The organism is uncultured Algoriphagus sp. (genome assembly GCF_963974365.1).
Classification (GTDB): Bacteria; Bacteroidota; Bacteroidia; order Cytophagales; family Cyclobacteriaceae; genus Algoriphagus.
In genome coordinates this window covers 129,817-151,741 of the sequence record NZ_CAXBBX010000014.1, presented here as the reverse complement: position 1 = coordinate 151,741, position 21,925 = coordinate 129,817, and the positions used below count along the sequence as shown (strand labels likewise).

At 43.8% G+C, this 21,925-nt stretch carries 23 protein-coding genes and 1 other RNA gene; 5 read left to right on the top strand and 19 right to left on the bottom strand.

All coding sequences use genetic code 11. The features are described from left to right. Positions 1-87: 87 nt before the first annotated feature. Entirely contained in the window at positions 88-1,380 is a 1,293-nt protein-coding gene (locus AACZ87_RS18740; RefSeq protein WP_339869433.1) for an aminopeptidase P family protein, read from the bottom strand. A gap of 120 nt (positions 1,381-1,500) precedes the next feature. On the opposite strand from AACZ87_RS18740, the gene AACZ87_RS18735 reads away from it, so the two are divergent. From AACZ87_RS18735 to AACZ87_RS18720, 4 genes are all read left to right on the top strand, one after another. Beyond that, entirely contained in the window at positions 1,501-2,730 is a 1,230-nt protein-coding gene (locus AACZ87_RS18735) for a pitrilysin family protein (protein WP_339869432.1), read from the top strand. Between the two features lie 2 nt (positions 2,731-2,732). Further along, positions 2,733-3,377, top strand: a complete 645-nt coding sequence (locus AACZ87_RS18730) for an O-methyltransferase (RefSeq protein WP_339869431.1) — start codon at positions 2,733-2,735, stop codon at positions 3,375-3,377. A 66-nt stretch (positions 3,378-3,443) separates the two neighbouring features. After that, on the top strand, positions 3,444-5,018 hold the full coding sequence (locus AACZ87_RS18725) for a LysM peptidoglycan-binding domain-containing protein (RefSeq protein WP_339869429.1): 1,575 nt from the start codon (positions 3,444-3,446) through the stop codon (positions 5,016-5,018). 23 nt (positions 5,019-5,041) lie between these two features. Next, positions 5,042-6,028: a DUF3078 domain-containing protein gene (locus AACZ87_RS18720; protein WP_339869427.1), complete on the top strand. Its 987-nt coding sequence runs from the start codon at positions 5,042-5,044 to the stop codon at positions 6,026-6,028. Here AACZ87_RS18720 and AACZ87_RS18715 read toward each other — a convergent pair. Both AACZ87_RS18715 and AACZ87_RS18710 read right to left on the bottom strand, forming a co-directional pair. After that, positions 6,025-6,525, bottom strand: coding sequence for a hypothetical protein (locus AACZ87_RS18715; protein ID WP_339869425.1), 501 nt, complete (start codon positions 6,523-6,525; stop codon positions 6,025-6,027). The genes AACZ87_RS18720 and AACZ87_RS18715 overlap by 4 nt on opposite strands. A 74-nt stretch (positions 6,526-6,599) precedes the next feature. Continuing rightward, positions 6,600-7,745 carry a DNA polymerase III subunit gamma/tau gene (locus AACZ87_RS18710; RefSeq protein ID WP_339869424.1) on the bottom strand — a complete coding sequence of 382 codons (1,146 nt, stop codon included), beginning with the start codon at positions 7,743-7,745 and terminating at the stop codon, positions 6,600-6,602. A 283-nt stretch (positions 7,746-8,028) separates the two neighbouring features. Here AACZ87_RS18710 and ssrA point away from each other — a divergent pair. Next, positions 8,029-8,431, top strand: a transfer-messenger RNA (tmRNA) gene (gene ssrA, locus AACZ87_RS18705). Here the strand turns inward: ssrA and AACZ87_RS18700 are convergent. The 16 genes from AACZ87_RS18700 to AACZ87_RS18625 all read right to left on the bottom strand — a co-directional run bounded on the left by AACZ87_RS18700 (position 8,394) and on the right by AACZ87_RS18625 (position 21,903). Further along, positions 8,394-9,953, bottom strand: coding sequence for a recombinase family protein (locus AACZ87_RS18700; protein ID WP_339869423.1), 1,560 nt, complete (start codon positions 9,951-9,953; stop codon positions 8,394-8,396). The two genes, ssrA and AACZ87_RS18700, sit on opposite strands and share 38 nt — an antisense overlap. 250 nt (positions 9,954-10,203) lie before the next feature. After that, on the bottom strand, positions 10,204-10,674 hold the full coding sequence (locus AACZ87_RS18695) for a JAB domain-containing protein (RefSeq protein ID WP_339869422.1): 471 nt from the start codon (positions 10,672-10,674) through the stop codon (positions 10,204-10,206). A 452-nt stretch (positions 10,675-11,126) separates the two neighbouring features. Further along, positions 11,127-11,855 carry a hypothetical protein gene (locus AACZ87_RS18690; protein WP_339869420.1) on the bottom strand — a complete coding sequence of 243 codons (729 nt, stop codon included), beginning with the start codon at positions 11,853-11,855 and terminating at the stop codon, positions 11,127-11,129. A 7-nt stretch (positions 11,856-11,862) separates the two neighbouring features. Continuing rightward, a complete protein-coding gene (locus AACZ87_RS18685; RefSeq protein WP_339869418.1) occupies positions 11,863-12,699 on the bottom strand; it encodes a DUF4138 domain-containing protein in 837 nt (278 codons plus the stop codon). A 25-nt stretch (positions 12,700-12,724) separates the two neighbouring features. Further along, complete coding sequence (traM, locus tag AACZ87_RS18680) at positions 12,725-13,963, bottom strand: conjugative transposon protein TraM (RefSeq protein WP_339869416.1); 1,239 nt, start codon at positions 13,961-13,963, stop codon at positions 12,725-12,727. 12 nt (positions 13,964-13,975) lie between these two features. Beyond that, positions 13,976-14,254 (bottom strand): hypothetical protein, encoded by a 279-nt coding sequence (locus AACZ87_RS18675; protein WP_339869414.1) that lies wholly within the window; start codon positions 14,252-14,254, stop codon positions 13,976-13,978. After that, positions 14,251-14,868, bottom strand: coding sequence for a conjugative transposon protein TraK (gene traK, locus AACZ87_RS18670; protein ID WP_339869413.1), 618 nt, complete (start codon positions 14,866-14,868; stop codon positions 14,251-14,253). The genes AACZ87_RS18675 and traK overlap by 4 nt, the downstream gene beginning before the upstream one ends. Before the next feature lie 6 nt (positions 14,869-14,874). Next, positions 14,875-15,858 (bottom strand): conjugative transposon protein TraJ, encoded by a 984-nt coding sequence (traJ, locus tag AACZ87_RS18665; protein ID WP_339869412.1) that lies wholly within the window; start codon positions 15,856-15,858, stop codon positions 14,875-14,877. Further along, the gene (locus AACZ87_RS18660; RefSeq protein WP_339869411.1) at positions 15,855-16,505 is read right to left on the bottom strand and encodes a TerB family tellurite resistance protein; all 651 of its coding nucleotides are present in this window, start codon (positions 16,503-16,505) and stop codon (positions 15,855-15,857) included. The genes traJ and AACZ87_RS18660 overlap by 4 nt, the downstream gene beginning before the upstream one ends. Next, positions 16,492-17,166, bottom strand: coding sequence for a hypothetical protein (locus AACZ87_RS18655; RefSeq protein ID WP_339869410.1), 675 nt, complete (start codon positions 17,164-17,166; stop codon positions 16,492-16,494). Before AACZ87_RS18655 ends, AACZ87_RS18660 begins: the two co-directional genes overlap by 14 nt. Further along, the gene (locus AACZ87_RS18650; protein WP_339869408.1) at positions 17,147-17,842 is read right to left on the bottom strand and encodes a conjugal transfer protein TraI; all 696 of its coding nucleotides are present in this window, start codon (positions 17,840-17,842) and stop codon (positions 17,147-17,149) included. The genes AACZ87_RS18655 and AACZ87_RS18650 overlap by 20 nt, the downstream gene beginning before the upstream one ends. A gap of 2 nt (positions 17,843-17,844) precedes the next feature. After that, the gene (locus AACZ87_RS18645) at positions 17,845-20,280 is read right to left on the bottom strand and encodes a TraG family conjugative transposon ATPase (RefSeq protein WP_339869407.1); all 2,436 of its coding nucleotides are present in this window, start codon (positions 20,278-20,280) and stop codon (positions 17,845-17,847) included. A gap of 2 nt (positions 20,281-20,282) precedes the next feature. Next, complete coding sequence (locus tag AACZ87_RS18640; RefSeq protein ID WP_339869406.1) at positions 20,283-20,600, bottom strand: DUF4133 domain-containing protein; 318 nt, start codon at positions 20,598-20,600, stop codon at positions 20,283-20,285. An 83-nt stretch (positions 20,601-20,683) separates the two neighbouring features. Next, positions 20,684-21,151, bottom strand: a complete 468-nt coding sequence (locus AACZ87_RS18635) for a hypothetical protein (RefSeq protein ID WP_339869405.1) — start codon at positions 21,149-21,151, stop codon at positions 20,684-20,686. Between the two features lie 4 nt (positions 21,152-21,155). Then, a complete protein-coding gene (locus AACZ87_RS18630; protein ID WP_339869435.1) occupies positions 21,156-21,428 on the bottom strand; it encodes a DUF4134 domain-containing protein in 273 nt (90 codons plus the stop codon). Positions 21,429-21,486: 58 nt separating this feature from the next. Beyond that, positions 21,487-21,903, bottom strand: a complete 417-nt coding sequence (locus tag AACZ87_RS18625; protein WP_339869404.1) for a hypothetical protein — start codon at positions 21,901-21,903, stop codon at positions 21,487-21,489. Between the last annotated feature and the right edge of the window lie 22 nt (positions 21,904-21,925).

Sequence of the window (21,925 nt, the reverse complement as noted above, 5' to 3'; positions counted from 1 at the left end):
TAGCCGAGTAATCGACTAGCCTTTTAAACTATCTATTTTTGAGACAGCCTCTTTTTTGTTTTGGTGGGTTTTGGTGTAAAAATCCAATTAACTATTCATTAACTCCTCAATTTCCTCTGCCTCAATTGGAATATTCCCCATCAGGTCAAAATAGCCTTTACCTTCTTGGATCACAATATTGTTTTCCAATCGAATTCCAAGTCCCTCCTCTTGAATATAAATCCCTGGTTCTACTGTGAACACCATTCCTGGCTTGATCGGCCCATGCATCGTTCCTACATCATGCACATCCAGTCCCAAGTGATGCGAAGTCCCATGCATGAAATACTTTTTGTAAGCCGGCCAAGCTGGATCCTGATTTTTGATATCTGTCTGATCGATCAGGCCTAAGCCTACCAATTCACTTTGCATGATCAGACCTACTTCTTTATGGTAATCCTGAATGTTCGTGCCGATTATTAAAATACGAGATGCTTCCTTTTGCACACGCAACACTGCATCATAAACTGCACGCTGTCTCTCTGTAAATCTCCCACTTACTGGAATTGTACGCGTCATATCGGCATTGTAGTTTCCGTACTCCGCTCCCACATCCATCAGCAGCATTTCTCCTGCCAAGCATTCCTTATGATTCTCGATGTAATGCAATACACAGGCTGATGCTCCGGAAGCGATGATAGGTTGATAAGCAAAACCATTACTACGATTTCTCACAAATTCATGCAAGTATTCTGCTTCGATTTCATACTCTGTCACTCCAGGTTTCACAAAAGATAAAATTCTTCGAAAGCCTTTCTCGGTAATATCACAAGCGATTTGAAGTTGGTCGATTTCCTCTTTCTCTTTCACACCTCGCAATTCATGCATAATAGGAGCTGATCTATGATAGGTATGAAGCGGGAATTTCTCTTTGCATTCCTTGATAAATCTCGCGTCTTGCGTCTCCACCACCACACCTGCTCGCAGATGTTCATTCGTATTCAGATAGACATTGCAGCAAAGCGCCATCACTGTATTGAAAACCTGATCAAAATTGGCCAACCACTGAATATTTTTAATTCCAGAAGTAGCCTCTGCTTCTTCTTTGGTGTATTTATGCCCTTCCCAGATGGCGATGTGCTCATTTGTTTCACGCAGAAAAAGCACTTCACGCATGTTTGGATTTGGACAATCCGGAGCAACCAGCAAAATCGTCTCTTCCTGATCTATTCCGGTCAGGTAAAACAAATCATTATTCTGACGAAAGCGCATGGTTCCGTCTGCGTTGGTAGGCATGATGTCATTCGAATTAAAAATTGCGACGCTACTTTCAGCAAGTTTGTAGCAAAATTTCTCACGATTCTTAATGTATAGAGAACTGGAAAGAGGTTGGTATTTCATATTATTCTTATTCTTCTGAGTTGGAAAGTTACAAATTCTCAGGTGAAAATTAGGTTTGAAATTCCTCTGGAACCATTTTCCTGCTTTACTTTGTATATTACCGACAGGGTAAATTAAAGCATGGAATTAAACATCAAAGAACTTAGTAACGGCATTCGGATTGTCCATCAGGAAGTTACCCATACCAGACTAGTTCACTGCGGATTTATATTAGATATAGGAAGTAGAGATGAGACCAAAGAGCAAGAAGGTCTGGCTCATTTCTGGGAGCACATGGCTTTCAAGGGCACACAGAAGCGTAAAACCTTCCATATTCTTAATCGTCTGGAATCGCTCGGCGGAGAACTTAACGCCTATACTACCAAAGAAAAAGTATGCTTCTATGCATCAACATTAAAGGAGCATTATGGCAAAGCGTCCGAATTACTTTTTGACATCACTTTCAACAGCACTTTCCCGGAAAAGCAGATAGAAAAAGAGCGGCAAGTTATCTTAGAAGAAATGGCAATGTACCGGGATTCTCCAGATGATGCGATTCAGGATGAGCTCGACGAATTGGTTTTTGAAAATCATGCACTGGGAAGAAACATCTTGGGTACAGAGCAAACTGTGGGAAGCTTTACCCAGCAGGATTTTTTTGATTTTATATCCACTCGTTTGGACACTTCCAGACTTATCTTCTCAGTCGTTGGGAATATCTCCTTCCAAAAAGTTCTAAAGGGAATTGAGACTCCTTTGTCTCAAATCCAGACGAAGAGAAGTCTCTATGTCAGAAATGGATTCAACCACTATTTACCCAAAGTGAAAACGCAGGAACGAGATATTAGCCAGTCCCTTTGTGCAATTGGACGACCGGCATTTTCCCTTTACGATCCAAATCGATTCAAACTTTACCTGCTCAATAATATCCTGGGTGGGCCAAGTATGAATAGCCGTCTGAACCTGATGCTTCGGGAAAAACATGGTTATGTATATAGTATAGAGTCCAGTTATCAGCCTTTTTCAGACATAGGCTTTTTTGGAATATACTTTGGTACCGAGGGAAAAACGCTGAAAAAAGCACAAGCACTGGTTTTAAAAGAAATGAGCAAATTAGCTAATACCAGACTAGGGACGCTTCAGCTTCACATGGCAAAAGAACAGGCAATTGGCCAAATGGCGATGGCTGAGGAAAATTACTCCGCCTTGATGCTAGTGTATGGAAAAAGTCTCCTGGATCATGGAAAAGTAGATCCTTTGGACAAAATATTCACCCAGATCAAAAATACCACAGCAGCAGAAATCCAGGGAATCGCCCAAGAAATCTTCAATCCTGAGCAGCTTACTTTCCTAACTTATACTCCCCAATAATTATGGAATTTATCGATCCAGCTCTTTTAACCTATTGTGAAAATCACAGCAGCGAAGAAGATCTTTTGCTTCAAAAAATCACGCGTGAAACGCAGGCAAAAGTGTTGATGCCCCGGATGATCTCCGGACATTTGCAAGGGAAAATGCTGGAGCTTTTTGCCAAAATGCAAAATCCAAAAACTATTCTTGAAATTGGAACTTACACTGGCTATTCAGGGATTTGCCTAGCTAGAGGATTGAAAAAAGATGGAAAGCTAATTACGCTGGATATCAATGATGAGCTAGAGACGATGGTCCGTGGATTTTTTGATGAAAGTGGACTTGCCGGCCAAATCGATTACCGGTTGGGAAATGCGCTCGAAATTATACCTGAGCTTGCAGGTCCTTTCGACATGGTTTTTATAGATGCGGATAAAATCAATTATGGTAAGTATTACGACTTGATCATCGATAAGATGAATTCTGGAGGAATTATCCTTGCAGACAATGTGCTTTGGTCAGGTAAAATCCTAATCGAGAAAGGCAAGAAAATAGACAAGGACACCCAAGCTTTATTGGACTTCAATGCGATGGTTCAAAACGACCCAAGAGTCGAAAACGCACTTCTCCCAATTCGAGATGGAGTAATGATGGCAAGAAAAATCTAGCCGAAACGAAAAGGGGAATCATTTTTGCTAAAATGAGGCAGAATCGATGATGAAAGCCTTTTTCGAATGAAAACCTACAGTACCCCCTACCTTCTTTTCATCCTGCTAGTGTTTTTTGGCCAAGAGTCCATGGCCCAAATACCGCAAGTACCAGCGGAGTTGGAATTTGCAGATCTAATCGTAAGAATAAATCCCCAAGCTCGACGTGAAATCCAGCTTGACGTAGACGCACAATACCGAAATCCTTCTTATTTCAAAGTAAAGCAGGAAAGAGTCAATTTATACATGCCTATTATCGAGCGGGAACTTCGGAATTCAGGCGTACCTGTAGATCTTAAATACCTTGCTATTCAAGAAAGCGGTCTGATCGGAGATGCAGTTTCTACCTCCAATGCTGTAGGGTTTTGGCAATTTAAGCAAGGCACAGCAGACGAAGTTTTTCTAAGAGTAGATGGCCAAATAGATGAGCGCAAGAATATTGTCTCATCGACCAAAGGAGCTGCGCTCTATTTACAAAAGCATAATAATACTTTCGACAACTGGATGTGCGCTTTGGTTTCTTACCAAATGGGGTTGGGAGGTGCTAAAGCCTATTTTGGAACTCAATACAACGGCAAGCAAATCGTCGATGTAGACCGAAATACACATTGGTATTTCAAAAAATTCTTGGCTCACAAAATCGCTTTTGGAAGCCAAACTACCTCGTTCACTAGCAGTGGGCAATACATGGTGGAAGAGCGAGTTCAAGGGCCTACCACACTAGCTGCACTTGCAAAAAAGTACGGAGTGACAGAAAAGCATCTGGAAGAATATAATCTCTGGACTAAGAATGGGAAAATACCAGGCGACAGAGTCTATACCGTAGTATATGTACGTGATGGGTCAGCACCGATTCAGCAGGCAGTCATCAAAGAATCAACCCAACAACGGTCTACCCAAGCTTCCACCACTACTTCACCAGCTTACAAGCAGGCAGATTCCTTCCCAAGAATTGCTGGAAATACAACAAAAGCCTCTCAAGCTGATCAGATCACTGTAAATAACCTAGATGGTGTCCAAGCTGCTCAGTCTACTACTCAAAGTACTTTTTCTGATCGGGTAGGCATCAAGGAAAATAAGCTAAGAAGACTCAATGATCTGGATAAAGGCGAGCGCATCGAAGCAGGTGCATATTACTACACTGAGAAAAAGAATGCCAGTGCAGATGTAGCTACTCACATCGTAAGACCTGGAGAGACACTTTGGAGTATTTCTCAGAAATACGGCATTAAACTTTCTGCTTTAAAATCTAAAAATAGAATTAGAAAAGACAGGGACTTGAAGGCAGGAATGGTTCTAAATCTTCAAGAGCATAGAAAGCGCAGTGAGGATATTCCAGTAGTGAATGTAGCAAATCCAGCTCCTGTCAGACAGGCTTCAATAAGCCCTGCACCTAGGAATCCAACAGTTGTAAGTACTCCAGCACCTCAAACCACCGCATCAAATTCATCCAGGCAAACGCACACCGTAGTAAGTGGTGATACCCTATTTAATATAAGCAAAAGATACGGTGTGACAGTCAACCAATTAAAAGACTGGAACAATATCGGAGCTCAAAATATCATATCCATCGGGCAGAAATTGGTTATCTTACGCCCTTAATCTATAATCCCTAAGCTTTTTCAATGTCAAAGTTTTTCCTGCTTTTAGGATTATTTCTAGTATGTCTCAGCCAAACAATTCTGGCTCAGGATAGGCAGTATATCCCTGATACGGTATTAATAAATGGAGATACTTTGCTGATGCTGGGTGATTCTCTGCTGATCGAAGAACCTGTGAAAGAGATCTTCTGGAAAACGGGAGGAAACTATAACCTAAACGTACAGCAAGTCACCTTATCAAACTGGGCAGCGGGCGGATCAAGTACTTTTGCGCTAAATACAGGAATGACCCTCTATGCTAATTACAAGAAGGATAATAAGGTTTGGGACACCCAACTTACGGTTAGCATGGGATTCAACAGACAAGAGGATAGGTCTTATAAAACCCGAAAAACCAACGATAACTTCACTTTTGTGAGTAATTATGGTAGGGAACTATCAGAGTTTTTCTACCTCTCTACGCAGTTAGATGCACGAACTCAATTGCTCGCGGGTTACAAATATACCACGGCCAATGATGTCGTTTCCCGCACAAAGATATCTGATCTACTCTCTCCAGGCTATATACAGTCTTCTACAGGTCTTAACTATAGAAAAACCTATAAAGACAAGAGTAAGATTTCAGTTATCTTATCCCCTTTCACCGGCAGATTTACAATAGTGCTGGATGACTCACTCAGCAGAGCAGGAGCATTCGGTGTGGTACCTGGAGAAAATGTGCGGGCCGAGGCCGGGGTTTCTCTTGCTGCATCAGTGACAGATATTCAATTGATGAAAAATATCACCTGGAAATCTGACATCAACCTTTTCTCAAATTATGAGGTCTTTGGAAATATGGTCGTCAATTTCAAATCTGTCATCAGAATGCAGGTCAATAAGTTTATTTCAACTCGGATAGAAACAGTATTGATTTACGATGAGGATGTATTTATCAAGCAGGATGATGGCACTTCCAAACAAGCTGTACAGCTCCAGAATCTCGTGAATTTTGGAATATCATTGGATTTTTAGAAATCAGTCTCCAAGCCAAATCGTTGCTGGAATTCCCGCAGAGCACCATGCTTTTTTAATAAATAATTAAGCTTGTCCGTGCTTGTATAGAGCTTATTTCGCTCAGATTCCAATTCTTCCTTCACTTCCACTTCCAACTTAAATTGATTTACAGAAGCCAACTCTTTGATTATACGAATCACTTCGGGCTTCATCTTGAGAGCAAGTTCCTCTTGCACATGGCCCATTACTTCTAAGTAAACAGTACCTTCTTTTATTTGGATCCCATCTCCCAAAATCGCAACCTCCATACTCTTACCTAGTTTCTGGAAATGAGCTTTTACATCCAAAAACACCTCATCCAAAATAGCCTGAGTTAGGTCTCTGCCAGTCACCTTCACTTCTACTACTTCTTCTTTTACTTCCTTTTTGGCACTTGCTAGATCTTGTCTGGATTTTTGATCTGCTAATTGCTTGGTATGCCCGAGATTTTTTGGAATAGAGATAGTCTTCTGCAAAGAGCTAGGCTTGGCAGAACTGGAAGGTATTGGAAGGGCAATTGATTCTTTTACTGGTTCAGGAGCTTCCTCTGTCAGGCTTTTTTTTTTGCATCCTCAGCAGCTACCATTGATAAGCGGAATGCCTGTGGAAGTTTAGCCATTTTCATCAATGCCAATTCCACGTGTAAGCGCTGATTCTTGGAAGTTTTGTAATTGATATCGCAGTAATTAGCAATGTTTAAGGCCGAAAGTAAAAAAGAAGCAGAAGTAGCTTCAGTTTGCTGCAAATAGCGTTCTTTAGCAGACTCAGAAACTTCAATTAATTCCACAGTAGCAGCATCTTTGGCAACAAGCAAATCTCTGAAATGCTCACACAGACCTACTATGAAATTGTGTCCGTCAAAACCCTTTTTCAGAATTTCGTCGAAAATCAATAGCACCTGAGATAGATTTTCGGAAACTAGTGCATCTACAACCTTGAAATAATAATCGTAATCAAGAATGTGAAGATTTCCGATGGTCTCGTGATAGGTGACCTTTTTCCCTGCAGAATACGTGACAATCAAATCAAACATGGAAAGTGCATCACGAAGTGCGCCATCAGCTTTTGTAGCAATCAGTCGAAGTGCTTCTTCCTCATAATCCACTGTTTCCTTCTCAGCTATGTATTGCAGGTGACTGGAAATGTCTTTGATCTGAATCCTGTTGAAATCAAAAATCTGACAACGTGAAAGTATAGTAGGAATGATTTTATGCTTTTCCGTAGTCGCTAAGATAAAAATGGCATACTTAGGGGGCTCTTCTAAAGTCTTCAAAAAGGCATTAAAAGCCTGGTTCGAAAGCATGTGAACCTCATCAATGATGTATACTTTGTACTGCCCTTTTTGCGGAGCATAGCGTACTTGATCAACTAGATTACGGATATCATCTACCGAGTTATTCGAAGCAGCATCGAGCTCATAGATATTGAAGGAACTATTGTTTTGGAAAGAAACGCAGGATTCACATTTTCCGCATGCCTCAAAGTCAGCTTGAAGATCTTCGCAGTTGATTGTCTTCGCAAGGATACGCGCACAGGTAGTCTTACCCACCCCACGTGGTCCACAAAACAAAAAAGCCTGAGCTAAATGATTGTTTTTAATAGCATTCTGAAGCGTTGTGGTGATATGCTGCTGCCCCACTACACTCTTAAAATCTGCCGGTCTGTATTTTCTTGCCGAAACGACGAAATTTTCCATCACCGCAAGATATAAAAAACTCTATACTCGGGAAGCCCTCCAAGTGGCATTTTCAGACAATTTTCTTTAATACTTTGAGCATAAGGAAGATGAAATAACAAGAGAATTAAAAGTTTGAAAAATTGGAAGACATGTTTTAGTGGTTATTGGTTGGAAGGCAGCAAAGTTGTAAAGTAAAAAGAGCCCAAAGTATTGGCTTGTCGTTTGAATAAACCCAATTCAATTTATTTCTACCTAAACTTTGGAACGAAAATTATATTACTTTTGTCATCCTAATTCAAATGGGGCTGACCGGTTTTGACAGTAAGTGTAAAGATCGGGCTCGCATGCAGGCTGGAGTATGTACGGCCTTGAAAAATTCATACGCACTATAAATGGCGAAGATTCTTACGCTATGGCTGCCTAATCTAACCTTTATCGGATAGATCGCTTGAAGGGTTGAGTTACGAGAGTAATTCCCCGGCCACATCTCACCACCCGTTGTCTGGTCCGGGTGGATCTGAGGTGTCGACTTGATCAGAATGCTGCTTGTGATGCTATTATGCAGGCTTAAGATTCAGTAGCTAAGTCGGAACTAGGTGTGTTACCCAGCATATTTCGATCGAAAACCCAACCGGTAACTAAGCATGTAGAAGGTACGTTGTTTCCTTATCTGGACGCGAGTTCGAATCTCGCCAGCTCCACCTGACGGCACAAATCCGATTTTAAAGGATTTGTGCCTTTCTTTTTTGAAGATAATCCACTATTTATCAGATAGATAAGCTTAACAAATTTGTTGACTTCGGGAGTTCGAACTTTTTCGCCAGAAAAAGTGATTTTTTTTGAAAAAGTCGAACTCAGTATAATTTTCTTCTCCTCGACACTCGCATTTTCATATAATTCACCGAGCCTACCCATCACCATCAAACCCCTGTCTATCATTACTTTAAAGTCTTTTTTAGGGGTAAGTTTCAATGCTGAAATCTGGTTTTCACTGCTATCAATTTCGCTTTGGCACTCTCTTTTTATTGAATTGAAATCTTCTGCATCAATCTTATCCTCCACAAGAAGATTCCTGGCTTTTTTTAATTTGCTGTTAGCCCTCTCAATTTTCGCCAGCAAGCCATCACGATTCTGATTGTTCTGGCTAAGCTTTATATTAAGTAACCCTGTGATTTCGTCCTTAATAAAAGAAACCATCCCTGGTCTTAAGGTGAAATCATTTAATAATTGTGAAATACCATTGTTTGCAATTTCAGCGCGGATCCTGAATTTACAGGGAGACTTGCAATGATAATAGTAATGGTACTTTCCTGTTTTACTCCTGCTTCCACTTCCAGAAATATTCTTTTCACAAATGGGGCAAGAAAGAAAACCTCTTAGCGGCAAACGGTCATTAAGCAAAGGTTTGGACTTCCTAATCTTTGAACTTTTTTTACCATCTAAAACATCCTGCACTTTTAAAAAAGTTGGTATAGCTATAATTCCGTCATGTTGGCCTTCTACATAATGTGCATCCTCATCTTTAAATGCTGCAACAAAAATCTTTCCTATGTAATGTTTGCTCCTTAGCATTCGCCAGAAGTTTGCCTTGCTCATTCTTAATCCTTTCTCCCTCATACTTCTAAAAACATGTTCGACAGAGAAGTCACCAGTAGCTACTAAATTAAATGCTTCACGAATTATCTCAGCTTCCTTATCAACAACATCAATGAATTTAGTGCCATCTTCTTTTGCTTTATTTTTGTATCCATAGGGAGCTTTCTTTAGATATCTTCCTTCTTTAGTGGCTCTCCTGATCCCATAAAAAATATTTAGGGCTCTTCTATCATTCTCTACTTCAGGCGTGGCCAAGTATATAGCCAACATTATTTTGGATTCGGGAATCGCCATATCCAATGGCTGCTCTATGGCCTGGGGCTCAATATTACTCACCTTCAGCAGATTGATCATCGAATAAGCATCTCCAGCATTTCTACTGAATCTATCCCATTTTGTAAAAAGTACCAGGCCCTTATTTCTACCTCTGCTATTCTTTATTCGAGTTAGGTACTTTTGCCATTCTGGACGATCAAATGTTTTCGCACTGTGATCCTCGTAAATCACATGCCTTACCTTATAAAAATTTTGCTCACAATGCCTTGTAAGGACTTCAAATTGAGACCTTTGGGAATAGCCTTTGTCCGCCTGCTCGTCAGTACTAACCCGGATATATAAATCAACCTCCAATTTATTTAACTATTTGATTTACAGCTAATTTACAAAATTTATTAATAATTTCGTAGACTTCCTCCAAGTCATTTTGTGTTAATTCTATGTCTCCGGATTCAAGACATTTTCTTAACTGATCTAACCTCTTAAATCTTGAGAATTCCTTTGTCTTCATAAGTATGAAGAAACTAGCAACATAAGGAATTATCTCACACTGAAATCAGAAGTTGGAATGCTTACAATCAGTTCAAAGAATAAAAAAGGAAGCCTAAAGCTCCCCTTCATCAGCAAAGGAATAATACCCATCTGCAGTAACAATAATATGATCTAGAACAGGTAAATCCAAAGCCTTACCTATTTTCACCAGATTAGCTGTCAATCGTTTATCCTGTTCTGATGGAAGTAGGTTCCCACTCGGATGGTTATGTGAAATTATTATCGACTGTGCGGCTCCCTTTAGCGCTGCTCCAAAAACCAGTTTGGCATCAACCACTGTTCCTGCAGTCCCTCCTTTGGAAATCGTACAAATTCCCAGCACCCGGTTTGCCCTATTCAGTAACATCACCTGAAAGTGTTCTGACAGTTCCAGTGAATCCTTATCCCAAAAACTATACAACACTTCATATACCTGTCTGGAACATCCTACTTTTGGCCGTTGGGATGATTTTACTTTTGGGGCATATCCCAGTGTAATTTCTGCTACTTGATTGAGATTGATTACTTGATTTAAAGCTTCCATGATAACTACGTTTAAGTTAGAAATTATTTAGGATGCCGAAATCAGGTGCTACGGGAGTAAGGAAGCAGGAAACGGAATAAATAGCGCAGCGGCTTTATGCCGTAGTCTGCTGATCGCCCCGACCGTAGCACCTATCTTTGTACCGAAATAATAAGAACTACAAAAAATAACCATTAAAGTAGATGACTACCCACTTTTAAGCCAATCAATTCCAACCTTGATTTTGTAAAGGAGAAATGATTTCAGCGGAATACCAAAAGTGTAGAAAAAACCATTTCCGATCCGAAAAGTTCAGCATCAGTTTCAATTGCCAAAAGCATCTAAGTCAAAGATTTCAATCCTTAGAGAAGGGACAAGAAGTTGATTGGGTTTTCCGAACATTTACCAAAACTAAACCCGGCTGTTACACCGGGTTTTAATTAAAAAATTTCACCAACACACTCTCCAAAAACTTACACCTTCACTCCTTTTGATTTACGCTGGGCCTCGGGAATCTTTTTTGCTTCAGCTTTAACCTGGTCTTGAGCTGCATTCAAATCACTGATTTTCAAGCGTTTTCCCTCTACATTATAGACATTCATTGTTTTATATTTAGGATTGGCCTCCAGCAAAAACCTCGAATCATTCCCTATAATGTCAACCTCGTGACGGTTTCCTTTCTTCAAGCTGTAAAGTAGCAGGTCAAGCTGGTCCGGTGACCCCATGTTATTTAAAGGAAGCTTTTGTACCGCATCCTCCAGTTTAAACCCATAATTCTGGTGGTATTGGGTGACCGGGTGCTGTCCCTTCTCGTCCTTACTCCCCAGGTCCAACTGAAGCCATGCGTTGTACCGCTCTCCCTCTTTGTTGAACAGACTCTTAAACACTGCTCTTCCTTCCAATAGATTCAAGGCTTCTTTTGCTGAAACCCCTTGGTTATTGTAAAATCGCTGGGACTGCTCCTTCCCTTCAGGTGTACTTAATTTAGCATCAAAGCCATTGTAATAATACCTGCCCTCATCCGACTTTCTAAAATGTAAGCCGTACTCGAGTTTTTTATCCCCTACCTCCTTGCTCATATTCAGTTCAAAATCACTTTTCTTAGCCTTCACCTGTTTTTCAAGCTCTTTGTTCAGCGTCTCTCCGAATCCTGAGTATTTCAGCCGGTCCTGTAGTTCCTGTATGTTTTCCTTGATCGTCATGATTATGTTATTTATGGTTTGAAATTAAAATAGGTTGAACCTGAAGCAGTTTCTTTCCTGAAAGCTTCATGACCGGATTGCGGTCACCATTGCTTTCAAAAACCTGAATGGAAAGTTCCTTTGCATCAGAGATGGTAAACCGGGGAAATGCAAAGACAGCCAAGCCTGCGGACTTCCCTTCAACGCCTTGAAAAGGACTGAATGAAACGGGTTCCAGGATTACTTCTCTCATTGCCGTGCGTTTCGTCTGCTTTTTGTCCTGAACAGTAAACCTCCATTTTTTTGCCAGATAGTCCACCCAGCTTTCATTTTCAAGAACCAGTTGAAGGAAGAGCAGTCCGTCCTTCTCAACCACTTCTCCCAGTCCCAACCGGACCATCCCCCTCTTTTTTGCCCATGAAATTCTATCGGGAGTCCGCTGGGACATGGCATTAATCACAGCAGAAATATCAGCTGCATTCATGGCCGATCCTTCCAACAATGCATTGGCATATTCGACCTCCTGCTGTTTTCCGATATCAATGGGTTTGGCATCCGGATATTCTGTGAAGTCCACCGTAAAAGGATAAAGCTTTCCTTCGCTGGTTATCACATACATGCTGGTGGAAGTAAAATGCCTAACTCCAGCTTTCAACTTCAGCACGTTGGGAGCAGCCTGATCCTTTTCAGACAACACAGCAGGACTTCCAAAATCCGCACTGACCACCTCATAAGGAAAAACCAATACGGTGGTCTTGTCCCATCCGATCTGGAGGGGATAGGTTTCCGTCTGTGCCTCCTGAACGAATTGGGCACAGCAAATCGGGGATAGCGCAAACGCTATCAATACCATAATAATTCTCATAGCAAAGGGTTTTTAAGTGAATAGATTAGTTAACAGACTGATCAGACAACAGCAGTGGGTGGCCTGCCTTGACCATGACCTTGACCAGCTTTGCTTTTTTGGACAGGATACCTTTTACTGTTTCCATTCCGGCCATGGAGGCCTGCGCCTCCCAGGAGGATGACATCCCCATCCTATTTATAGACTGTATTCCATCACCTGCTCCCTGCTTGACTGCATCGCGTGTGATGGCATTGGGAATCTTTATTCCGGGGAGTGCATCCAGATCCACCACTTCCAAATCCACAGGAACAATCAAATTCCCGGAACGGATGCTCTGTACTGCTATAGTCAGCCGTTCACCATCCAAGGTACAGACTCCTGTTATAGGCGTTCCCGCCGAAAACTCAACCCCATCAATGAACATGGACTGGGTCAGTTCCATTTCGATGGAAGCCCCCGTTACCACTTCCTGATCCTTGGTCACCTGTGCAGCAATAGCAGGCCGTACACGTGCAAAGGATAAGGGCGTTTCGCTTTCCAGAGAATAAAACCCATTTCGTTCCCTCCCAGCGTAAGCAGATTCCTTAGGAGTATCCACTTGCGGGCCATCCTGACCCAGGCTGACAGCAAAAACAGGTTTCCCTTCCTGATCATTTATCTCCAACAGGCGTTCATGCACCCGTTGCGGATGCTGCACATCCAGTAATTTATCCAGCATAGCATCAATCCGCTCCATCTCTGGATCTGCCATTTCAGGGGCTTTAACAGATGCCATGAGAGCTTCCAGCCGCTGCAAATCAGGATCGACAGAAGCACTCCTCGGCACCGGAACTTCGGCTTCAACCGAGGCAATCTCCTGCACAGCAGGTTCCTGCGGTACATCCGTCTGCCTAAATAGTTCTTCCAAGACAAGCAATTTTTCCTGAACCTCGTTTTCCGTGTCCTGCAATGTGGTTTCCTGCCCAATAGGTACAAGAAAACGAGGGGAAGCATCGTCCTCCTCTATTGCACTTTCAGCAAAGGGATCCATTCTCCTTTGCTCCCGCACTTTGGAAGCCTTTACTTCCGCCTGTTCATAGGATTCCAGTTTAGTCAACGCAGGCGATTCTACCTGTGCTTCCGGCAGCGTCATGTTCAATCCTTGCTGCTGTTCGCCAATACTTGGTTTCCCCGAACCCCCTCCCATGGCCCAGAAGGCAAGGCAAAGGAATGGTAGGGTAAGAAGGGGAAGTGCAAGTAAAAATTTGCGCTCTTTATTCTGCTTATCAGTTAGCTGTTGCATGGTATGGTTTAGTTATTGGTTTATAGTTTTTGGCTCATAGGCAAGGGAGTCGAAGTAAATCAGCGGAGGTTCCCACGCGGGGATACGCAGGGAAGTGGTATTCCCCATATATATCTCCAGCATCAAATTCCCGCCTAGCACCGCTACACAAAGGAGAATAAACACCAGTATCAATCGCTTTTTAGCGTGCTCCGGGAGCCGGTTGACCTTTTTAGAAAACAGAGCAGCATGGTGTTCAAGAAAGGCACATTCCCGAATTGCAACAGAAACAGGTATTCCCAGTATTCTCATCGCTTCTTTACCGTTATCGTTTCGTTAGCAAGGGTTTCCCAGTTTTCAATCAGGAATCCATGGGGATTCTGATCCGTGCGGTCAATGTGCCGCAGCCTGCCTTGGGTGATCAGACTTCTGGTCACCAGCGAAGTAGGCCTGATAATCTTTTGCTTTCCGTAAAACCTGAAATCAAAAGGATAGGAATCCATCGAGATGCTCACACTGTCTGTCTCCACAGTCTGATTCATATTGGCTGATACGATTTGGGTGTAATAGCCACTTTCCCGTAGGTTGTCATAGACGCTTTTTGCAGAGCCATCCGCCAGGTACAGACTCTTGGACACCTGCTCCATGATGAAATTTTCATCCGGACTCAGCGTAAAGAAATAATGATGGAACATCCTCACGTGATCCTTTGCCTCTACCGGTATGTTCTCCTTTTTAGTAGCCGAAAAAGCCTCCAGTGCTTTACCTTCCGCCAGAATGTAGATCCGCTCCTGTGCAGCTTGCGTTGCCTTTATTGCCTTCATTCCCAAGTAGCCTGACAGGCAGAATGAACCCAGGGTGACTGCATAGGATAGGTATTTGATATGATGGAAGGCTGTATCCAGATTTTTGAGATTTTGAAACATAGCAACTTATTTGATGACTTGTTGAATAACCTGGGTTCCACCCAAGGCACTGGACTTGGCTGCCCCCGTGGCAGAATTAAGCAAACTGTCCCTACCACCCGGCTGCACAATAAATCCCGCCACATTGGGAACCGTCATATAACCGATAATGGCAATGACCATAAAGACCAGGTAGCCTAAAGAAGAAGTAAAATCCCCATCCAGTACCATCATATTGAGTTGGATCTTTGCGATGATGGCACCGAAAATATTGGCGACAGGCAGCCATAGAGACACATTGATGTAGCGCGCAAACCAAGCTGCCAGGGTATGCTGAAACCCATCAAAAACAGAGAGCCCAAAGACGAGCGGACCAAGAATGGACAGCACAATCAGCTGAAAGGTGCGGATGGTGTTAATGCATAAGGCAGCGGCGAAAAACAGCATCTGCAAGAATTCAGAAATCAGCTTGCTGATAATAGCTTTCAGATTGAAGACAAAAACCTCGTTTGCCAGGCGCTCAAAAAAGCCCATGTCTTTCAGGTTTTCAGGGTATTTTTGCTCACCACTATCGAGCAAGTGGTTGATATAAGGCTCAAGCTGTTCAGCCTCCATTTCATAGATATGATTGGCAATCGCTTCGTTCATTCCTTCCACCATTTCAGCCGTAGCGCTGATTATTGGGTTCATGGTTCCGTTGATCACCGCCAATACCTGAGGAAAGAGCATGATTGCCAACCCTATTGCAAAAGGTCGAAGCAAGGGATACATATCAATAGGTTCCGAGCGGGCAATATGCCCCCACACCCTCATGCTGATATACCAGATGGCTGCAAATCCTGCCACCGCTCTTGCAACGGTGATCAGCTCATTTGCCAGCGGAATCATTTCACCGTAAAGCTGATCCAATACCTCATGCAGTCCTTCAACACTTCCTGAAATAGCCTGAGCCTGGGCAGATCCGGTGAGTAGGAATACTATTCCCAACAGTAAGATGGCTTGTTTCCTCATGGTTTTATTCCGTTTAATTTCAGCATTGACTTACGATCTTTTCTAACCCTGTTCCGTTGCATCCCAAGTGAATTAATCTCTGTGTTTATTTCCCGTAAAGAGACCAGCAGCCCTGACATTTCTACATGCAGGCGATCAATGGCCTCCAACCGTTCGAAATCAGACATGCGCAGCTCCCCAGCGGTGAGAATCAGTACCAGCTCATCGAGGTTACGCAGGGAAGCCTTAAACACTCCATCATACATTTCTGCCAGAAATGCGAGCTCCGCGGCAGAAAAAGAATCCCCATCTGCAACCCTAGTATAGGCGGATTTATACTCGCCTAAAATCCGCTGCTGGTACTGGATAATTTCTGCTACACGGTAATACGTTCTTACCTCGGGGCTCACCTTTAGGAGCTCATTCAAAAATGCCTCGTGGAGCTTGAAATTACCTTCAGCAATCCCCTTTACCCTAGTATATCCCTGCTCCAGAACGACATACCCCTTATGCATCTGATCCAGGATTTCTTTCAACTGCATCAGCTTTTCGTAATTCAGCATAAGCTGTGTCACCTCATGGCTCTGGCTTTTCCCGAGAAAGGGTTGCAACAATACCAGCAGCAGCATCCCGAGCCCAATGACCTGTTTGACTTTACCTGACATCATAGAACCTGTTTAGCTGTTGGTATTGAGTCTCTTTTCGCTTCCTATGCAAATCCAATGAGCGGATACGCCCATTGTAGGCTTTCAAGCGTTGAAAAAGCTGTTGAATTCCCGCGTACAATCCATCTATCGCAGCCAGCCTTTCCCCATCATCCATAGCATAGGAATCCGTAGTCAGTAACTCATGGAGCTCATCCATGAGGACATCCGACTGCGCTTTACTTTCCCTATTAAATCTCTTGACCGCCAACATCTCCCCTTCTTCCAGCATGGTTTGATCAGCCAGAAACCTATCGATCCAATCCACCTCCCTGTTAAGCTGTCTATACACATTCCCAATTTCAAGCGCAATCGGGTAATCCCGGACTAGCGGATGAACTGCAACTAAAGCCCCGAAGTAGTCGGTGTGAAGTGAGAATTCACCGGCCTGAATGTCCCCGGCCAGACTCCATCCTAGCCTGGCAATATCATATCCCTTTTTTGCCACCTCCAGATAGGAAGCCAATGCCGCTATCTGATTGAGCTTGTAGCTGGTCTGCAGCTTTTTTTGCATGGTCCACTCCTCCAGAGTCTGGGACTTAACACACAGTCCAACACACATCATACCCAGCAGGAGAATTACCCTGCTTACTCTCCAAGAATAATTACTGTTCATCCAAGTCATAGTTCTGTTTTAGGTTGTTGAGCGGCAGTAATTCACGGGAACGAATCAGGCGCATATTCCGGGAATTATGCGACCTTAAATCCACTAGATTTTTGCGGATTCTGTCCTCTGCCAGATGAAGGGAAGCCAGCCGGTCCGCATCATTCATCTGGGTGGTAAATGAAGTCATTACCCCGGTCAGATGGCTGAGGTTCTGTATAGACTCCTCCAGGATTTGTTGATATATCCCTGAGATCACCCTTTTTTCCTCCCATGCCAAAGCAGGAGAACTGTTGATCAGACCCCAGGTAGTTTGATACTCCCTGACCAGCTGTTTTTGCATATCGGCAATGTCCCGCACCCGCTGAAACTGCGTAATGATCCGCTTGACCTTCCAGAGTTCCTGAAAGAGCTCGTCATACTGTTTCCGTTGGCTTTCATTCCACTCTGAAATCTCCGAAAGCCTCAGCTCACTCAGTTTATTCTCCAATACCTTCTGTGCATTCTGAAGCCAGATGGTCTGGTTCTGCAAGCGTTGAACCTTCAAGTCAATTGCCTGGATGACCTTTTTCACCCCAGCCTTTATTACTTCCAAAATCACCGCGATGGGAACCGCAGCAGCTTGCTGTACAGGCAATGCTGTCAAACCGATAAGCAGCGGCAGTACCATCATCACAATTCGTTTTCTGATCTTCATAGCTAGTTGGTTTCAAGTTCTTTCGACAGTACCTCAATCGCCTTTTTCCGGCTACCGTATTTGGCGGTCAATTCCTCAACTCTCATTTTCTCACGCTCCTCGGTCGTATATGTGAGGTATTCTTCCCGGCTCACTTCCACCCGGTAGACCTTTTTATAAATGCTGATGTACACCTCCTTGTAAATCTTGCCCGGCTCCTTGGCTTTATTCATCGATAGAATAATTGCCTTCTCCTGATCGGTCAAACCCAACAATTCCTGTATGTCTTTAAACTTGTTTTGGTACTTGCTCTGATCCAGTAGGATCTTGACATCGGCATTGTTGATGATCGCATTTTTGATGATCGGGCTGGAGATGATGTCTTCCACTTCCTGGGTCACCACAATGGCCTCCCCGAAGAATTTCCGTACCGTCTTAAAGAGGTACTTGATGTACTCTGCCATCCCTTCCTTTGCGATCGCCTTCCATGCCTCCTCAATCAGAATTATCTTTCTGACCCCTTTGAGCTTGCGCATTTTGGAAATAAAGATTTCCATGATCATCAAAGTCACCACCGGAAAGAGGATGGGATGATCCTTGATGTTATCCAGCTCAAAGACGATAAAGCGCTGCTGCAGCAAATCAAGATTTTCCCGTGCATTCAGCAGGTAATCAAACTCCCCACCCCGGTAGTAAGGACGCAACACATACATAAAATTATCCACATCAAAGTCATGCTCCCTAACTCCGTCCTGCTTTAAAACCTCCCTAAATTCATTATTGAGAAAATCATAAAAGGTATCGAAGCAGGGAAAAACCTCCAAATCATTTTCCAACAGCTCAAAATACCCCGACACCGCATTGGAAATTGCCACATACTCTGAGCGCCTAAATACCTCATCCTCTTTTTTCCACAGCGCAATGAGCAGGGTTTTCAGACTTTCCTTCTTTTCAGTTTCCGGCCGCTTTCTTCCTTCCACATAAAAGGGGTTAAAACGGATCGGATTGTCCTGCTCATAGGTAAAGTAATATCCCCCGACCAGCTCACAGAGTCCATGGTAGGAATGCCCTACATCCACCAATACCACATGTGTACCCTGTTCATAGTAAGAGCGCATCAGGTGATTGGTGAGAAAGGATTTTCCAGATCCGGAAGGTCCCAACACAAACTTGTTCCGGTTGGTGATCAGCCCCTGCTTCATCGGCTCATCCGATAGATCCACATGGACAGGATATCCGGTAACCCGGTCTCCCAGCCGAATTCCTATCGTACTTCTGGAGGTCCGGTAATGGGTTTCCAAATTGAAAAAGCAGGTCGCTTGACCGACAAACGTGTCGAAGGTTTCATTCACCGGAAAAGCAGCCCCATTGCCAGGAAGACCAGACCAGAAAATCTGCGGTGCACCGACGGTTTCCTGTTTGGGTACCACATTCATTTTAGCCAGTGCACCCGCTGCCAGGTTTCGCAGCATCCCCGTCTCTTGTATGCTATCCGTCCAGCACATCACATTAAAATGTGCCTTAACCGCCTTTCTTCCAGTCGCAATAGCCTCATTCAGAAACTCCCCTGTAGCATCCCGCGCAATGGCATTCTCCCTGGAATAGTTGGCCAAAGACTCCAGCCGTTGCCGTTTGGATTCCAGGTCTTTCAACTTCTTTTGGGAATCTTCCACAAACAGGAACTGGTTATAGATATGGTTGCAGGGTAGCAAAGCACAGACAGGTGTGGAAAAACCGATTGGAAAATCCGTCTGATCAGTCCCATAAGCTTCATAACTTCTATGGGGACTTACTGTGGAAGGCAGGTTCTCCACCTCCCCCAGACTGTAGAGCTGCACATACTTGCTTCCTATTTTCCACTCCGGCTTGAACTGAATATCCTGAAGTAGATTCACCTCCCCCAAATTCAGGTATTCCTCCAAAACACCCGGCTTCCACGGGGTTCCCGCCAGTTGTTCCCCATTTAATCGCTTCAATCCAATTCCTGCATCCCCAAGAATCTGTACAAGCTGTCCGAGTACATTCTGAAAATCTTCTATTGCATTTCCTTCCAGCAGCTCTATCGGAACAAGGTTTTTCCTCAGCAAATTGGATACAGCTGAATTCCCCAGCTTATTTCGCCTGGGCCGTTTGGTGATATACAGTAAACAGCGGTGGTTAAGATGCGGCCGTTCCGCAAAGAAGCGCTCACTGGAAAGGGAGTGGAAGGAATGATCCTGTCCTTCAAACTTCCCCTGATATGCGGCATCTGTAAACCAATCCTGCTTGTGCAGCACGGTATTTCCGGGCAGTACCCCAACTGCCTTATTCCAGGCATGATGCACCCCTTCGAACCCCGCAGCACTCAGGGAAAACACCTCAGGCAATTCCACCTCAAAGGCCGCTGTCATGTCCCCCACCCGGGAAAGGATCAGCTCATGCTCCACTTTATAGATTGGAAATAAATCAGCTAACTCCATGCTTAGCGCTTGATCAGGTTATAAAAGATTTTTCTGCTTCTGATGACCACACTGGCAGGCACCTGAGTCTGGGCCATTTTCTTCATCAGCCCATGCTCCCCATAGGTAGCACTCAAATGAAACACGATCAATAAATCGGCGCTGCACAACACCACCGCCAGCCCAAGGCACAGGTACATGGACAAGCCCATTACATACCCGAGTGCAAAAGCAAGCAGTGTAAGTCCCAGTCCTGCTGCCAGGTATCCGATGTACTGTGCTTTCAGCCCCTTAAACTCCATGGGCTTGTTGATCCCTTTATTTACACTATACTTGATCATTTAAAAGCTTAATTACGATTCAGAATAATATTGAATTGGTAATACCTAAGGCTCCATGCCATACACCAGCGCTCTCCAGGCAGCTAACCTAATTTCCGCAGCTGTTTTTTCTGCAGTCCTTGTTGTTCTTGTTGATTTCGTGCCACATACTCCGGCAATCCTGATTTGTCAAGAGGGACAACCTTTCCCTTCAGCGTTCCATCATAAGGATGCATCTTGAGAAAATACTCGTCCCCCAGTCCGTACCTTCTGGCCATCCCTACCGGATCCAATCCCAGTTCATCAGGAATCTTCATCAAGACCGTATTTTCAGGAATCTTGAGCAGATCAGGAGAAGCATGTAGAATGGATTGGTTTTCACGGTCAAAGAAAAAAAGGTAATGCTGCCCGTCCTTTGCAGTCACCATCTCATCCAGACCCAGCCTTTTATCTGGGGATTGAGTATTTCTCAGCTCATTGAGTCGCAGATCAATTGTAAATACTTGTCCTGCAATGTCAATTTCCGGAAGCACCCCTATTTTTCGCTGCCTGAGCAGATCTGTATCCAGCATAGGATCAGACACCAAAGAAACTCTGAAGAACCGTGGCCACCACGACCAGGAACACACATGAACCAAACCATGCGGCAGCGACTTTTCCGGTATCCGGTTCCCCGTTATTCCATTTGTTGAAAACCTTGACTGCGCCAATCAATCCAACAATGGCACCTATGGCATACATCAACCCAGTACCCGACTGGAAGTATCCCCGTACCTGCTGGGTAGCCTCATTGATGCCCGCATTTCCATCCTGGGCATCCACCACTCCTGCGAGTAGCAAGAAGTGCATTGCACTAATCCATTTCCTAGTCTTTTTCATAGCATGTGAGTTTAGTTGGTTTGAATGATCAGTTTGGCAAGGCATTAAACAGGCCCAGGAGATCCCCTTCTTCAAGATCCACCTGTCCGGCCTTAGCCGCAAGCAGCAGGTGGTTCACCAGGATTTTGCGTGCCCCATTGGACTCAGGTAATCCATACTGCCCTACTTTCTGGCGAAGGAGTTGGATCAACTCCGCTTTTGTTCCGGCACTGCCCATGAGTTCAGCGTCCAGTTCTTCCAGCAAGGCATAGAAACTATCCATGGAAGAGCGCTTAGGTTCCTCCCTGTTCTTATCATAATAACCCTGCAGACCTGTTCTTTTCCCCTTTAGCAGGAAAGCGAAAACATCAGCCCGGAAGTAGCGGATCACCACCACCCCATAGTAGCAGGTCAGCAGAATTCCAAGCAGCTTCAGAAAGACTCCCCATGAAACATTTTCCAGCATAAGCGTTTGATTTTGTTGCTAC

Bases quoted from the DNA above. Each gene is read 5' to 3' on its own strand.
- AACZ87_RS18655 (WP_339869410.1), bottom strand. From the start codon at position 17,166: ATGACTTGGATGAACAGTAATTATTCTTGGAGAGTAAGCAGGGTAATT.
- AACZ87_RS18645 (WP_339869407.1), bottom strand. From the start codon at position 20,280: ATGGAGTTAGCTGATTTATTTCCAATCTATAAAGTGGAGCATGAGCTG.
- traM (WP_339869416.1), bottom strand. From the start codon at position 13,963: ATGCAACAGCTAACTGATAAGCAGAATAAAGAGCGCAAATTTTTACTT.
- AACZ87_RS18635 (WP_339869405.1), bottom strand. From the start codon at position 21,151: ATGCTGGATACAGATCTGCTCAGGCAGCGAAAAATAGGGGTGCTTCCG.
- AACZ87_RS18660 (WP_339869411.1), bottom strand. From the start codon at position 16,505: ATGATGTCAGGTAAAGTCAAACAGGTCATTGGGCTCGGGATGCTGCTG.
- AACZ87_RS18630 (WP_339869435.1), bottom strand. From the start codon at position 21,428: ATGCACTTCTTGCTACTCGCAGGAGTGGTGGATGCCCAGGATGGAAAT.
- AACZ87_RS18690 (WP_339869420.1), bottom strand. From the start codon at position 11,855: ATGACGATCAAGGAAAACATACAGGAACTACAGGACCGGCTGAAATAC.
- AACZ87_RS18625 (WP_339869404.1), bottom strand. From the start codon at position 21,903: ATGCTGGAAAATGTTTCATGGGGAGTCTTTCTGAAGCTGCTTGGAATT.
- AACZ87_RS18740 (WP_339869433.1), bottom strand. From the start codon at position 1,380: ATGAAATACCAACCTCTTTCCAGTTCTCTATACATTAAGAATCGTGAG.
- traK (WP_339869413.1), bottom strand. From the start codon at position 14,868: ATGTTTCAAAATCTCAAAAATCTGGATACAGCCTTCCATCATATCAAA.
- AACZ87_RS18675 (WP_339869414.1), bottom strand. From the start codon at position 14,254: ATGAGAATACTGGGAATACCTGTTTCTGTTGCAATTCGGGAATGTGCC.
- AACZ87_RS18650 (WP_339869408.1), bottom strand. From the start codon at position 17,842: ATGAAGATCAGAAAACGAATTGTGATGATGGTACTGCCGCTGCTTATC.
- AACZ87_RS18695 (WP_339869422.1), bottom strand. From the start codon at position 10,674: ATGGAAGCTTTAAATCAAGTAATCAATCTCAATCAAGTAGCAGAAATT.
- AACZ87_RS18725 (WP_339869429.1), top strand. From the start codon at position 3,444: ATGAAAACCTACAGTACCCCCTACCTTCTTTTCATCCTGCTAGTGTTT.
- AACZ87_RS18710 (WP_339869424.1), bottom strand. From the start codon at position 7,745: ATGGAAAATTTCGTCGTTTCGGCAAGAAAATACAGACCGGCAGATTTT.
- AACZ87_RS18730 (WP_339869431.1), top strand. From the start codon at position 2,733: ATGGAATTTATCGATCCAGCTCTTTTAACCTATTGTGAAAATCACAGC.
- AACZ87_RS18735 (WP_339869432.1), top strand. From the start codon at position 1,501: ATGGAATTAAACATCAAAGAACTTAGTAACGGCATTCGGATTGTCCAT.
- traJ (WP_339869412.1), bottom strand. From the start codon at position 15,858: ATGAGGAAACAAGCCATCTTACTGTTGGGAATAGTATTCCTACTCACC.
- AACZ87_RS18640 (WP_339869406.1), bottom strand. From the start codon at position 20,600: ATGATCAAGTATAGTGTAAATAAAGGGATCAACAAGCCCATGGAGTTT.
- AACZ87_RS18685 (WP_339869418.1), bottom strand. From the start codon at position 12,699: ATGAGAATTATTATGGTATTGATAGCGTTTGCGCTATCCCCGATTTGC.
- AACZ87_RS18720 (WP_339869427.1), top strand. From the start codon at position 5,042: ATGTCAAAGTTTTTCCTGCTTTTAGGATTATTTCTAGTATGTCTCAGC.